8 protein-coding genes and 4 pseudogenes are annotated in these 13,630 nt (G+C 67.2%); 3 read left to right on the forward strand and 9 right to left on the reverse strand.

Annotation, left to right across the window (positions count from 1 at the left end; genetic code table 11):
* Positions 1 to 35 precede the first annotated feature (35 nt).
* Positions 36 to 158, reverse strand: a pseudogene (locus ACFWRT_RS34980) (IS5/IS1182 family transposase); the annotation flags it as partial.
* A 161-nt stretch (positions 159 to 319) separates the two neighbouring features.
* Here ACFWRT_RS34980 and ACFWRT_RS34985 point away from each other — a divergent pair.
* Both ACFWRT_RS34985 and ACFWRT_RS34990 read left to right on the forward strand, forming a co-directional pair.
* Positions 320 to 1,106, forward strand: a pseudogene (locus ACFWRT_RS34985) (transposase family protein).
* Positions 1,107 to 1,203: 97 nt separating this feature from the next.
* On the forward strand, positions 1,204 to 1,770 hold the full coding sequence (locus ACFWRT_RS34990; RefSeq protein WP_380954962.1) for a GNAT family N-acetyltransferase: 567 nt from the start codon (positions 1,204 to 1,206) through the stop codon (positions 1,768 to 1,770).
* On the opposite strand, the gene ACFWRT_RS34995 is transcribed toward ACFWRT_RS34990, so the two are convergent.
* From ACFWRT_RS34995 to ACFWRT_RS35020, 6 genes and pseudogenes are all read right to left on the reverse strand, one after another.
* On the reverse strand, positions 1,742 to 1,996 hold the full coding sequence (locus ACFWRT_RS34995; protein ID WP_380954964.1) for a hypothetical protein: 255 nt from the start codon (positions 1,994 to 1,996) through the stop codon (positions 1,742 to 1,744). The genes ACFWRT_RS34990 and ACFWRT_RS34995 overlap by 29 nt on opposite strands.
* Positions 1,997 to 2,060: 64 nt before the next feature.
* Positions 2,061 to 2,840, reverse strand: a complete 780-nt coding sequence (locus ACFWRT_RS35000; RefSeq protein WP_380955011.1) for an alpha/beta fold hydrolase — start codon at positions 2,838 to 2,840, stop codon at positions 2,061 to 2,063.
* Positions 2,841 to 2,891: 51 nt separating this feature from the next.
* Complete coding sequence (locus ACFWRT_RS35005; protein ID WP_380954966.1) at positions 2,892 to 4,148, reverse strand: IS256 family transposase; 1,257 nt, start codon at positions 4,146 to 4,148, stop codon at positions 2,892 to 2,894.
* A gap of 86 nt (positions 4,149 to 4,234) precedes the next feature.
* A complete protein-coding gene (locus tag ACFWRT_RS35010; protein WP_380954968.1) occupies positions 4,235 to 4,768 on the reverse strand; it encodes an HAD domain-containing protein in 534 nt (177 codons plus the stop codon).
* Positions 4,765 to 6,019 (reverse strand): annotated as a pseudogene (locus ACFWRT_RS35015) (IS256 family transposase). Before ACFWRT_RS35015 ends, ACFWRT_RS35010 begins: the two are co-directional and overlap by 4 nt.
* A 137-nt stretch (positions 6,020 to 6,156) precedes the next feature.
* Positions 6,157 to 6,684 (reverse strand): annotated as a pseudogene (locus ACFWRT_RS35020) (esterase); the annotation flags it as partial.
* A gap of 410 nt (positions 6,685 to 7,094) precedes the next feature.
* On the opposite strand from ACFWRT_RS35020, the gene ACFWRT_RS35025 reads away from it, so the two are divergent.
* Positions 7,095 to 11,477 carry a nucleic acid/nucleotide deaminase domain-containing protein gene (locus tag ACFWRT_RS35025; RefSeq protein WP_380955013.1) on the forward strand — a complete coding sequence of 1,461 codons (4,383 nt, stop codon included), beginning with the start codon at positions 7,095 to 7,097 and terminating at the stop codon, positions 11,475 to 11,477.
* A 70-nt stretch (positions 11,478 to 11,547) separates the two neighbouring features.
* On the opposite strand, the gene ACFWRT_RS35030 is transcribed toward ACFWRT_RS35025, so the two are convergent.
* On the reverse strand, positions 11,548 to 11,997 hold the full coding sequence (locus tag ACFWRT_RS35030) for a hypothetical protein (RefSeq protein WP_380954969.1): 450 nt from the start codon (positions 11,995 to 11,997) through the stop codon (positions 11,548 to 11,550).
* Between the two features lie 495 nt (positions 11,998 to 12,492).
* Positions 12,493 to 13,626: an IS630 family transposase gene (locus ACFWRT_RS35035; RefSeq protein WP_380954970.1), complete on the reverse strand. Its 1,134-nt coding sequence runs from the start codon at positions 13,624 to 13,626 to the stop codon at positions 12,493 to 12,495.
* Between the last annotated feature and the right edge of the window lie 4 nt (positions 13,627 to 13,630).

Here is a 13,630-nt window from a genome sequence, read left to right on the forward strand (position 1 = left end):
TTCAGGCGAACGCGCGGATCGGGTTGGGCCTGCTCGCCACCGTCGGCCCAGCACCTGAGCCCCGCGTCGGCCAGGCTGTCGAGGATCCCATGGGTGCGGGCGGCGGTCAGGTCGTGAGTGGAGCCGGGCAGAGCGGGTGAGGCCCACAGCAGCCTGCCGATCTCGGCCGACCAGGACACCTCAGTGATATCGCGTTACGGAGCCTTTTCCAACCTGGCTGACAGCGGCGTGAGTTGGTGTGGGGCCGCGTGCGGGAAGAGGTGAAGCTCCTGGTGTATGGGTTGTTGACCAAGATCAACCTGTCTGCCCGGAGCTTCATGTGCTTGTCTACCCATCGGGGATCGATCTGTCCAGCTCGGCCCTTCGGTTCCTGTCCCGCCTGCTGGTTGCCCGGCGCCGTGAACTGGGTACGCGGTGGCGTCGGCTTCCGGCGGACGGCCAAGCCCTGCTGGTCCTGGCCCACCTGCGGTGCGGACACACCTACGCGCAGCTCGCGGCCGGTTTCGGCGTCGGGACCAGCACGGTCCACCGGTATGTGGCCGAGGCAGTCGAGGTCCTGACCGCTCTCGCGCCTGACCTCGCCACGGCCGTCCGGACGGCAGCGCGCGAGGCGTTCGTGATCCTCGACGGGACGCTGCTGCCGATCGACCGCATCGCCGCTGACCGCCCGTACTACTCCGGAAAACACAAGAAGCACGGGATGAACGTGCAGGTCATCGCCGATCCGTTCGGGCGTCTGCTGTGGGCCTCGGACGCCCTGCCCGGCGCGGTGCACGACATCCGCGCCGCCCGCACCCACGGCATCATCGACACCCTGGCCGCCCAGGCGGACATCCTCTGCTGGGCCGACAAGGCGTATCAGGGAGCGGGCGGTACGGTGCGGGTTCCCTACCGTGGCCGCTGGGAGAAGCTGTCCGCAGGTCAGCAGGCCGTCAACAGCTCTCACGCCAAGATCCGCGCGCTCGGCGAACAGGCCATGGCTACCCTCAAGACCTGGCGACTCCTGCGCAAACTCCGATGCAGCACCACCCGCATCACGCAGCACCACCCGCATCACCGCCATCGTCCGGGCAGTCCTCGCGCTCCACCTGACCGCATCGGTCTGAGACCGGAGAACCCTGAGTGCCGGGTCCGTTCCCGACCGGCGGGGCGCGGCGAAAACCTGTTGAGCTGGGCTGCCCGTCTCGGGCAGGATCCGCGCCCGTGGATACCTACCTGGAGACCGAGCGGCTGATCCTGCGCCATGTCACTCTCGAGGACGCGGACTTGTTGATCGAGCTGAACAGCGACCCCGAGGTGATGCGCTACCTTCCCCCCGGCGAGGCGGAGAGGCCTGCCGCGGAGATGCGCGAGCTCGTCATGCCGGCCATCGTCGCGGAGTACCGGCGGTGGCAGGGTGAGTTTGGTCTGTTCGCCGTGCACGAGAAGGACGGCGGCGCGTTCATCGGCTGGTTCTCGCTGTGGCCCGAGAGCGAAGGACCGCGCGAGGATGCCGAGCTGGGCTACCGTCTGCGCAAGGCGGCCTGGGGCAGGGGCTACGCCACCGAGGGCTCGCTGGCGTTGCTGCACAAGGGGTTCACCGAGCTCGGCATGCGCTCGGTCTGGGCCGAGACGCTAGTCGTGAACAGCCGCTCCCGCCGCGTCATGGAGAAGGCCGGCCTGACGCTTACGGGCGAGATCCCGGTTCCGGAGGACATGCAGGTGCTCGACGGTGCGGACCAGGGGGGAGTGCGCTACGGGATCACCCGGGAGCAGTGGCAGCAGCGCTGACCTGGAGCTCGAAGTCCCTTGCCGGTTCGTCCCAGGGGATGCGCAGCGGTCCGGGCTCCGCGCGGTCCTCGGACGGCACGTCGGTGGTGTGCTGGAACCACGCCGTCGCGAGTGCGGAGCGGTACGGCTCGGGGCTGCTGTCGGGGCCGATCGCCCTGGAGCGGAAGTGCCCGATGCTACGGACCGACGGCAGGACCTCTACCGGCCCGAAGCGAGCAATTGTCAAGACCTGTGGATCGGTGGCTATGTGCGGGGCCTGCCTTCGGTGTCGTTGTGACCGCGCAGGAGTTTCAGGCGAGGCCCTCGATGAAGTCCGAGAGCGCGGTGTGCAGGATCTCGGGCTGTTCCAGGTGCAGGTCGTGGCCGGTGCCGGGGATGCTCATGGCCATGGTGGCGGGTCGTTGCCGGAGCATTTCGTCGGCTTCCTGCGCAGGGATGAAGCTGGATTGGGCCAGGACGACCAGGGTGGGGCACGCGACCTGCCCCCACTCGTGTCGGAAGGAACGCTGGGCGTTCTCCGCCAGCGAGCGGACCATCACGTCCCGGTCGAAGCGAGGCCACCATCTGCCCTCGCGTTCCTCCAGCCCGGCCGCCCAGCCTGCGCCGACCGGTCCGCCACCGAGGAACGCGGCTGCCGCTTCGCGTGAGGGGAACGGTGTCGGCCATGAGTCGAGCCATCCGCCGATGTCCGCGGGGCTGTTCGGGTTTGCACCGCCGGGGCCGGCCTCGACGAGCACGAGCGCGCGGACGAGCCCGGGATGTGCGGCGGCGGTGAGCATGGCCGTATGCCCGCCCAGCGACTGGCCGACCAGGACGGGCCGCTGCAGCGCCAGCTGATCGACAACGGCGATGACGTCGGCGACGTAGGCGGCGCGGGAGACGTCCCGCGGGTGGCGCTCGCTGGCGCCGTGCCCGCGCTGGTCGACCGCGACGACCCGATACCGGGAGCTCAAGCGCCTTGCCAGCACGTCCCATTCCCCCGCGTGACCGGCCAGGCCGTGCAGCAGCACGATGGGCAGTCCCGGCCCGCCCCAGTCCCGGCAGGCAAGCCGGACGCCGTCTCGCACCACCACGTGTTCAGACCATGTCACGTCGGCCCCCAGGGAATCGGCTGGCCTCGATCATGCCGCAACCGCCTCGGGGCGTTCGACGAGCCGACCGCGTTCGAAGCGGGCTCCGGCCCGGACGAGGGCGACCAGGTGGGGCGCGTTCACGGCCCGCCACCGCTGCTGGGCGGACTCGACGAGCTTGAAGACCATCGCCAGGGCGGCGGTGCGGGAGCCGGCGCCGCGGGTGACCTTGGTCCGCAGCCGGACCGTGGCGAACGTGGACTCGATCGGATTCATGGTCCGCAGATGGATCCAGTGCTCGGCCGGAAAGTCGTAAAACGTCAGCAGCTCGGCCTGGTCGTCGGTGATCTTCTTGACGGCCTTGGGGAACTTCGCCCCGTAGAGCTGCACGAACGTTTTGATCGCCGCCTCGGCGTGCTTCTTGTCCTCGGCGCTGTAGATGTCCTGGATGGCCTTCTTCGCTCCCGGCTGCGCGGACTTCGGCAGGGAGTCGAGCACGTTTGCGGTTTTGTGGACCCAGCACCTCTGCTCGCGGGTGGAGGGGAACACCTCGGCCAGCGCCTTCCAGAAGCCCAGAGCACCGTCCCCGACCGCGAGCAACGGGGCGCGCATGCCTCGGCGGGCGCAGTCCCGCAGCAGGTCGGCCCACGACTCACCGGACTCGCGGTAGCCGTCCTTGAGCGCGACCAGTTCCTTGGAGCCGTCGGCGCGGACCCCGATGAGCACCAGGACGCAGGCTTTGGTCTCCTCCAGGCGGACGTTGAGGTGGATGCCGTCGGCCCACACGTACACGTAGTCGACCTCCGCAAGGTCACGGTCCATGAAGGCGGCGTGGTCGGCCTGCCACTGCTGGGTCAGCCGGGTGACCGTCGCCGGAGAGAGCCCGGCGGAGGAGCCGAGGAACTGCTCCAGGGCGGGCACGAAGTCGCCGGACGACAGTCCGTGCAGGTAGAGCAGCGGCAGTACCTCGCTGATCTTCGGCGACTTGCGGCACCACGGCGGCAGAATCGCGGAGGAGAACCGCTTGCGCTCGCCCGTGGCCTCGTCGACGCGCTTGTCGTTCACCCGCGGCACCTTCACCTCGACCACGCCGGCCGCGGTGGTGACCTGCCGGGGCTGGTGATAGCCGTTGCGGACCACCAGGCGGCGCCCGTTGGCATCGCGCTCATCGGCCAACTCGGCTATATAGGCGTTGACCTCGGCCTCCAGCGCGGCGGCCAGCATCCGCCGCGCACCCTCCCGGACGATCTCATCCAGCAGCAAGCTGCCGCTTGGCGTGCTGCCGTCCTCGTTGACTACCGTAAGCACGGGCGTGCCTTCCCGACCGACGCGGCAACGTCGGCCTTGCTCGATGACCTATCGATCGATCCATCGGGAAGGTACGCCTCCTTCCGTCAGGAGTGATCCACAGGTATTGAGCATTGCTCCCTCCAAGTGGCCCGCAGCCATTGATCGAGGACTGCGAAGTCTTCGTTGGTGAGGCCGCGGGACGACGCGATGCGGTGGAGGAAGGCCGGTGTGGGGTGGCGGGTGGACACCCAGTCCCGATCGGCGTCGGTGATCTCGTCGTCGACCCAGACGAACGGGCGTCCGTCCGCCCATGCCACCAGGGTTCGGGTCTTCCAGTGGAGCCCGAACCACTGGTCCTCGCGTTCCTGCGCGTCGGAGGGTTCCGGCCAGTGCACGACCGGCAGCGGCGGCAGGCCGAGCAGCGGTGCGATGTCGGTGTTCGCCGTCTCCTCCCAGGTGGTGGCCCAGACAAGCTCGCACGGCAGTGCCGCGAGGCGAGGCCCGAGGTGCGGGTCGAGCCGCGTCAGGTGCGAATCTGTCGCGGTGCCTGACGGCTCGCGCTGCGGGCCGTCACCGAACGGCAGGAGAGGCCCGTCGACGTCCAGGAACAGCAGCGGGAGTTCCTTGGGCTCACTCATGCCGCAACCTCCCGCTCACGCTCGACCAGGACGCCGAGTTCGAAGCGGGCGCCGTTGCGGACGAGGGCGACGAGGTGGGGTGCGGTGATCGCGCGCCAGCGGGCCTGGGCGGACTCGGCGAGCTTGAACACCATCGCCAGGGCCGCGGCCGGGCTGCCGGCACCGCGGGTGACCTTGGTCCGCAGCTTCACCGTGCTGAAGGTCGACTCGATCGGATTCGTCGTGCGCAAATGGACCCAGTGCTCGGCCGGGAATCGTAGAACGCCAGGAGTTCATCGACGTCGTCGGTGATCTTCTTGACGGCCTTGGGCACTTCGCGCCGTAGGCGCGCCCGAAGTCCTTCACCGCCTTCTCGGCGTGATCGCGGTCCTCGGCGTTGTAGATCTCCTGCAGTGCCTTCTTCGCGCCGGGCTGGGCCGATCTCGGCAGGGCATTGACCACGTTCCGGGTCTTATGAACCCAGCACCTTTGATGTCTGGCCTGCGGAAACACCTCCGCCAGGGCCCGCCACAGTCCCATGGCTCCGTCGCCGACGACGAGCTCGGGATCGCGCATGCCGCGCCGGCGGCAGTCCTGCAGGAGGTCGGCCCAGGACTCGGTCGACTCGCGCAGGCCCTCGGCGAGCGCGATCAGCTCCTTACTGCCGTCGGTGCGCACGCCCATGAGGACCAGGACGCAGGAGCGGGCCTGGCCGAGGCGGACCTTGGGGTGGACGCCGTCGGCCCACACGTACACGTAGTCGGATCCGGACAGGTCCCGGTCCTGGAAGGCGGAGTGGTCCTCGCTCCACTGCTTGGTCAGCCGGGTCACCGTGGCCGGCGAGAGCCCGGCGGCCGAGCCGAGGAACTGCTCCATCGCGGGCACGAAGTCGCCGGAGGACAGGCCGTGCAGGTAGAGCAGGGGCAGGACCTCGCTGATCTTCGGGGACTTCCGGCACCAGGGGGGGGCGAGAATCTTGGACGAGAACCGCTTGCGCTCGCCCGTCTCGCCGTCGACCCGCTTGTCGTTCACCCGCGGCGCCTTCACCACAATCGGCCCGGCGGCGGTGGTCACCGTCCGCTCGCGGTGGTGGCCGTTGCGGACCACCAGACGGTGACCGGCCTCGTCCCGCTCGCCCGCCAACTCGGCTATGTACTGGTTGACTTCAGCCTCCAAGGCCGCGGCGAGCATCCGACGGGCTCCCTCACGGACGATGTCGTCCATCAGGGAGCCGCTGTGGGTGGTGCCGTCCTCGTTGACTACGCTCAGCACGGGCGTGCCTTCCCGACCCGCGCTGCAACGCGGGCCTACTCGATGACCAGAAGTCGATCACTCGGGAAGGTACGCCCTCCGCGTTCCGCGAGGCACCCCTCCCGAGCCCGATCCACAGATCTTGAGCATTGCTCGGCTGGGGTGCCGGGAATGCCATAACCGTCACCGGCCTCGATCCACAGGTCGTTGTCGCCGGCTGCTCCCAGCATGGAGAACGTGTGGATCGCACCCGCCGTGGTGGCGGTACCGATCTGCTCACCGGGCGTGCCCACGGCGACGACCATGGTGGCGGCGGTCCCGACGGCTCGGGGAGCGGTGTTGATCGCGGTCAGACTCTCTCCCATCCGGTCCCCGGTCTCCGAGGCTCCCGTGACGGAGTCGCCCACATCGCCCTGGCGCAGCTCGCGCAGGTAGGTCCAGGACTTATCGGGGTTGACCTGCACGAGAACGACACGCCCCGCTTCGGTCTTGTCCGCACCGCCCACCGCCGTGGTCTCGCCGGGCGAGCCGATGGCCAGCAGCGAACTGGTCGCAGCGGTGGCGCCGGAGGGGCGGTAGGCGGTCATGGCCAGTGCCGCCCCGAACTCGTCGCCGGCCTCGGCGGAACCGGTGACGGCGGAGTTGTCCTGGTCGAGACCACCGATGCTGGTGGGACGGTGGCCGGCCCTCCCTGCTGAGCCTCTGAATTAGCCTCATAACCGTCTGTCCAAGATCCGGTCCTCTATGTAGTATCCAGTTCCAGGTCGGACGTTTGTTCCATTCGGCCAGCAGTTTGAGGGACCATCTGGTTCGGGGGGACCGAGGCCGTGGGGCCATATCGGCCGCGCGAATTCTGCCGGTCGCCTTCCCTACCAGAGACGGTTCTCCTTTGCGCTACAGACCCGCAGGGTCGTACAGGCCCCTGCTTCGAGCTTCACGTTTGACCGGCCGTCTGCTCCCGCCTCTGCTTGCCATCGCTTTGCTGGCTGGAGCAGGCGTGGGTAGCAGCCCCCATACACCCCCTGTCGAGTTGGCCGCCGACTTTGACTGGAACGAGGACACCCCCGCCGAGCAACTGCGGCAGGACCAGTGCCTGATGAGTGATGTGCTGCGGCTGGGCGGAACGTCGATGTCCGCTACGGCGAAGGATGGACTGAATCAGAGTCCCGAGCGGCTGCGTGAGCTGGCGGATCGGAACTATTGGAGGGGAACACCGCTCGGCGCCGCTTACCAGACAGACAAGGACGTCGCAGACGTCGAGCTGAAGCGGCTGCACACGCTCCAAGACAGCTGGACGATCACGGGCCTCGAGTCGCCGGGTGGGTTTCAGTCTGTGGCCGACTTCGAGTGGCCGCCCGGGACAAGAGGTGACGCTCGAGAGCGCTTCCATTACCGGACCGGTCTCACAGGGTGGATCGCCGACAGATTCTGGAAGAGCGAGAGCGAGTTCTACGAGGACGCGACCCCGCTGGCCGACGAGCAGACCATCGCTGCCGTCAAGGCTGTGGGGCAATCACTGTACGGCAGCGAGCCCGACAGGTCCTCCCCCGACTGGAACCGTCAGAGCGCCCTGAACGAAGCCTATAAGCACCTTCTGGGCGACTCCTTTGAGCCGATGGGTGCGGACAATGCACGCTCTTTTCTGAGCTCGGGGGGGTTTCCGAATAGGGGTCCAGTGCCGGGTACCGCGGAGCACCGGGTCGCGGTCGAGGACCTCAAATCCCGTTTCGCGGCCTGTTCCTGGCGTGATCCGATGGATCCGGAGAAGGTTCTGGGCGAGGTCTCCGCGACCGCCGGGGCGGAATGGCAGCAGGAGATCGGCTCGCAGGCCGCGAAGCGCAACGAAATTCTGAGCGCTAACAGGAACGCCGTCCAGGCTCTCACCAAGGCATCCGAGTCCATGGGACAGTTGCTTGGCCACTCATGGGTCGCCGACCACATCACGCGCTGGCAGGACTACTGGTCGTCGGGCGGTATCGGCTGGATCGGCTCCTCCCCGATGAACGTTCTTATCCCGGGCACGTCTGGCAAGTGCCTTGGCACAGTGGGTTCCAGCGCCGCGAACGGCACTGGCGTCGGGGTCATCAACTGCGCCGCGACGGACGGCCACACGTGGAGCGTCAACGGGGGCTACGGTGGCGGCTATAGCCTTAAGCACGTGAAGTCGGGGAAATGCCTCGACCGCGCCACTAATCAAAGAATGCAGATCTCATCCTGTAACGGCACACTCGCTCAGGCATGGAAATTCAGCGTCCGGACGAAGGCAAACCTGGAGAACTTGGGATCGGGAAGTTGCCTGAAGCATTACGGCGCAGCCGCCGGAACTGCGGTAACGGGCACCTGCCGTGCCAATGATCCCTTGCAGCAGGTACAATTCACGGTCCTCGCGAACAGCCCAGATGGTGGCCATAACGGATCCGTTCCGCCTGCGGCGCAGTTTACTAAGGCGTCGGCGCGACTGAGTTCGGCGCGGGCGGGGGCGAAGGCTGAGCTGGCTGAGTTGAAGCGTCAGGTCACGGCGGCCACGGCCGCTCAGACCGCGACCGTCACCGCTGAGCAGGCGGCGTATGCGATCGCAGACGCCAACGGGGCGCCCAGGGGCCGTGGTCTGCTGGTGGGCCAGCAGAAGGCTCAGGTCACCCAAGGTGCGGCTGCTGCTGTCATCGCACTGTCGAAGGCGGGCGAGACTGCTGAGGCGGCCACCCGTGCGGCTGCTGCGGACAGTGAAGCGATTGCTCAGCGGGCGCTGGCGCAGGCCGCGCAAAGCAAGGCTGAGTTCCGTAAACAGGCGGCCTACCGGGCCGAACTGCAGGCCAAGGCTGCGGCGGACGCGGCCAAAACGCATCGTGACAGTGCAAAGAAGGAAAAGGAGCTGGCCGAGGCTAAGCTCACCGTGTCCCTGGCGGCGGAGGGGGACGCCAAAGCAGCGGCGGCCGACGCGCATGCCAAACGGCTGAAGGCCGAGGCTGAAGAGGCCACGGCGAAGAAGGAGAAGGAAACCGCCGACCTCAAGAAGACGGAGGCGGCGCAGCACCGCAAGACGGCGGATGCCGAAGCGGCCAAGGCCGAGACCGCCAAGGGCAAGGCCGAGGCCTCGGAGGCCACCGCGGTGGCCCGGCAGAAGGACGCCCAAACCTCCCGCGACCGCGCCAAGGAACTGCGCGACGACGCCTGGGACGCGCAGCAGAAGGCGCAAGCGGCCCGGGCCAAGGCGGACGCCAAAAACGCCTACGCCGAATCCCTGGACGCGGGCGATGCGGCGGACGCCGCGCGGGCGGCGGCCAATGAAGCCGACCGTCACGCGAACGACGCCGAGGCGGCAGCAGGCCGGGCTGAAAACGCCGCCGACGCGGCCACGAAGGCCGCGGTTGACGCGGACGCCGCGGCGACCCGTGCGGAGGCGGCGGCGAAGAGCTCCCGGGCCGCCGCGGACGGGGCACGGGCGGCGAAGCTGCAGGCGGACGCCGCGGTCAGTACCGCGACCAGCGCAGCCGCGGACGCCATCGACGCCTCTGAGCGAGCATCAGCCGATGCCGCCCTGTCAGTGAAGATGGCCAACGAGGCCGAGACGAAGGCGAAGACAGCCAAAACTCAGGCCGACGCGGCCAAAACCGAGGCCAACAAAGCCACCGCCGCAGCGGCCAAGGCAGCCGGATTCGCCTACGTCACCGCTCAGGCCGCGATGGATGCCGGGCAGGCGGCGGGGCAGGTGGCGGCCCCCGCGAACGATGCCATCCAGCTCGGCTCGCCGTACGTCACCAAGGATTCTGCCGCTTCACTCGTGGTTCTGTCCGGCCAGGCGGCGAAGAGCATTGCCGAGCAGCAGAAGGCCGTCGCGAACGCGCACGCCCTTAACGCCGCGCAGGAGGCATCAGCCGCCCAAACCATTGCCGACCAGGCGCAGGGTGACGCCAAGGCTGCCTACCAGCATGCGGCGAACGCCGCCAAGCACGCCGCGGACGGCCGCGGCTATTCAAAGGAGGCACTGGACCACGCAGCCGCAGCGGCGACTGCGGCGGCGAAGGCGCAGCAGTCGCTGGCCCGCGCCATCGGGTACCAGTCCCAGGCCACCGCCGACGCGGCCGCTGCGGACAAGGCTGCCGGCCGCGCAGAGGGTCACGCCGAGTCAGCCCGCACCTCCGCAGACGCCGCCGCTCTCGACGCCGCGGCCGCCCGCGTAGCGGCCACCCGGGCGGAAGAATCCGCCGACCAGGCCAGAGTCGCCGCCGAGCGGGCCGACGCCGCCGCCACGGCCGCCGAGGAAGCCGCCAAGGACGCCCAGGCATACGCCGAGTCCGCCCAAGAAGCCGCAAAGCAAGCGGAGGATGCGGGGAACGCGGTCCAGATCGAAACCGGAACTGTCCCGGACACATCTGGCGGATCCGTCGGTGGAGTCTTCTATGTCATCGACCGCATCGAGCAGGTCGGCGAGCCGAAGGTCCTGAAGAAGACCGGCGGCTGCGACGGCTGGTGGGACCAGCTCGCCTACAAGGGCGACTGCACGATGACCCAGGAGATCAGCTACAAGGCAGACCTCGACCTGTTCCTGTGCGCCGTCGAGGTATTCGACAACACGTGCTTCTCAAGCGACACGCTGTACTTGGGCGAGACCAAGACCGACACCCTGACCACCAAGGTCACACACACCATCACGATCGGGGAGTACCAGCAAGGCGTCGACCCCGTTGACATCCTCTTCGGTAGCTGGATCCGCTGCGCCCAGAAGCTCACCCCTGGAGGTGCGAACGGAAGCTGGGGCGGCTGCGTCTGGGCCGCTGTGGATGTAGCAGCACTGTTCGTCGGAAAGGTCATCCGTCCCATCGCCGATGCCATCCGGGCTGTGGACGGTGCCGCCCGGACCGGTATCGGCTTCCTTGACGCGTGGAGAGCGCTAAGCGTCCTCAAGCTGTCCGATGAAGCTGTCGCCGGAATCGCCGGAAAGATGGCGGAAAAGTTTCACTCTTCCTGTCGGAAGGTTTCGCGGGGCGCCCATGCCGCACCGATGTCGCACGCTGCGACTGTCGTTCCGATGGGAACTATCGGGAGTCCGGTTCCCGAGTACTCCTGTGACGGACTGATCGCCTACAACAGCACTCCCCTTGCGAACATGGCGTTCAAGGCAAGGATCAAGGCCGGATTCGGAACCTTCGGTCAGAAGAACGTCGCGGTTGCCCATGTACCGGGATGGAACCATCCGGAGTACGGTGACTTTGTCGTCGGCTTCAGCAAGTATGAGCAAGGGCTGCATGCGGAGAGCGACATCCTCGCTCAGCTTGCGAAGGCCGACGTGTCGCCGAAGAAGATCACCGCTCTCTACAGCGAGAGGCAGCCGTGCGCCGTGTGTGGCCCTAACCTAGAGAACGTCCTGGAGGAAGGAACAAAAATTTCGTGGTCTGTAATGTACGGGTCTGACAGGACGCTGAATTCGGCGACAAAGCGAATGCTTCTCCAGATGATCCAAGCGCAGGGGCGCCCCTGAGCTTCGGAAGCAGATGATCTGTTTAGGGTGAGGGGCGGGCACTATGATGATCCCGTCCCTCACTTCAACCTCACAAAGAAGAGTGATGATAGAGCGAGCGCACGAAAATGAGTTGCGTACCCGGGAGCAGCTGGCCCGCAGAGTCTGCGATGCCTTGGAGGCAGCCGGATTCACGGTGCATCAGGAGGGTCAGAGCCAGGAGGACCCGCGTGGCGTCCTGCTTTCGGTCGATCCAAGTAAAGGTCTTGAGGGCGGAGTTTTCGTCTGGTGGAGCGTTGCGCATGACTTCGCCAGCGCCGCGATAGAGGGCGCCCAGAAAGAAGGAAATAAGGCACACGCTCTTCAGCACTATGGCTTCGTTAATAGTCGCATGCACGCAACCCTTATTTCTGTCCTGCAGTCTGCGGGATTCCGGGCCGTTGATGTCGACAACGACGATATGGACCCCTTCCTGATCCGCGTCGTCAGCTGATTTCATCTGGTTGTTTTCCGCCCGCGTCCATGACCTGATACGTCGCAAGGTGTGAGGCTGATCCTTTGGAGTGGACACCCTGACAATGGCTCTTGGTGAGGGCCCACTTCACCTCCCGAGCGAAATACGCGGCCGCCCGGCGAAGGATCTCGCGCGTCCAGGGAGGGATGTCCAGGTGGGACGGAGGTCTCCGTATCCGGAGGAGTTCAGGAGGTCCCCCTGGCCAGTACCCCACCGAATCCTTTCCCGTGCTGTCGGCAGGGCCGACCCCGCACGTGCCCACGGACCAGTGGTCCTTCACCGTCACCAGCGAGACCGGTGAGAGCCGCAGTTGGTCCTGGGGTCAGTCTCCTTGCGGGCGGCGGTGAGGTGCGTGATTCGTTCGCGGCCACTGATCTGGACGCGGCGGACGTCGTGTTGCGGGAGCGCGGGTATCTCTCGATCGCTTCGGCGGTGGGGCGGGACTGGGAGAAGGTCTCACCGTAAAGGGCCAGGGAGGAGCGGGGGACCCCGGTATTCAGGGACCCGGAGACTAGTGCCGCATCAGGCAACGTTCGCCCTGTCGACCACTTCACGTAGTCGTTCGTCGGCGGCGTGCTTGTTCCGCCAGATGATGTAGCGCCGGATCATGCTGCCCTGCTCCTCGTGGCTGGCGTGGTCGGTGCCGTCCAGCGCGGAGTAGCGCAGGGCGGTGAACTGGGCCTCGATGCGGTTCAGCCAGGAGCTGTTGGTCGGTGTGTAGGCGAACTCGACGTTGTTGGCTGCGGCCCACTCACCGACCCGGGTGTCCTTCTTCGTGGTCAGGTGCGGGGAGAAGTTGTCGAGCACGATCGCGATGCGGATGTACAGTGGGTAGAGGCTGCGCAGGTAGCGACAGAACTCCAGGAACCTCGTCCGATTCTTCTTCGGCTTGATGTGGCCATAGAGCTTGTCCTTGCCCAGGTCGTAGGCGGCGAACAGGTGCCTGACCCCGTGCGGGCGGGTATAGGTCGCCCGCCTGCGGGGCCTCGGCTCCCGGTCGGGGGCCTTGTGTTTCCCGCCGCGCTCGGTCCACTGCCGGCCGGGGTAGGGCTGGAGGTTGAGCGGGCCGAACTCGTCCAGGCAGAAGACGACTTCGGGCTCGCCCTCCTCGGGTATGACCTCGCCGTCGGCGATCGCGTAGAGGTGCTCGACGCGGGCCTTCTTGGCGGCATAGTCCGGGTCGCGGGAGGTCTTCCAGGTCTTTATGCGTTGAAAGGACACGCCCTCCTCGCGGAGCAGGACCCGAAGGCCCTCGTGGCTGATGTCGTCGACCACCCCCTCGGCGACCAGGAAGTCGGCCAGCTTGGCCAGACTCCAGATCGAGAACGGCAGGCCGTGTTCGCCCGGCTTGGACTTGGCGATCTTCTTGATCTCGCGCCGCTCGGGGAGGGTAAAGGTCCTCGGCCGCCCGCCCTTGTACTTCGGGTAGAGCGAGTCGAAGCCGTCGGCATTGAAGTTGTGGATCACATCACGGACCCGGTCCGAGCTGGTGAACGTCACCTCGGCGATCTTCGCAACGAGCATGCCCTGCGCGGACAGCAGCACCATCTGCGCGCGCCGCCAGGTCACCACTGAGCCGGAGCCGCGGCGAATGATCCTCAGCAGCCGCCGGCCCTCGTCGTCATCAATCTCGCGTAAGCGCACCCGTTCTGCCACGCGC

This window comes from Streptomyces cyaneofuscatus (assembly GCF_042718795.1).
Lineage (GTDB): Bacteria > Actinomycetota > Actinomycetes > Streptomycetales > Streptomycetaceae > Streptomyces > Streptomyces cyaneofuscatus_A.

What these genes read in the sequence shown, in the direction of transcription:
- ACFWRT_RS35025 (WP_380955013.1), top strand. Translation starts at nt 7,095, where the DNA reads ATGAGTGATGTGCTGCGGCTGGGCGGAACGTCGATGTCCGCTACGGCG.
- ACFWRT_RS35010 (WP_380954968.1), bottom strand. Translation starts at nt 4,768, where the DNA reads ATGAGTGAGCCCAAGGAACTCCCGCTGCTGTTCCTGGACGTCGACGGG.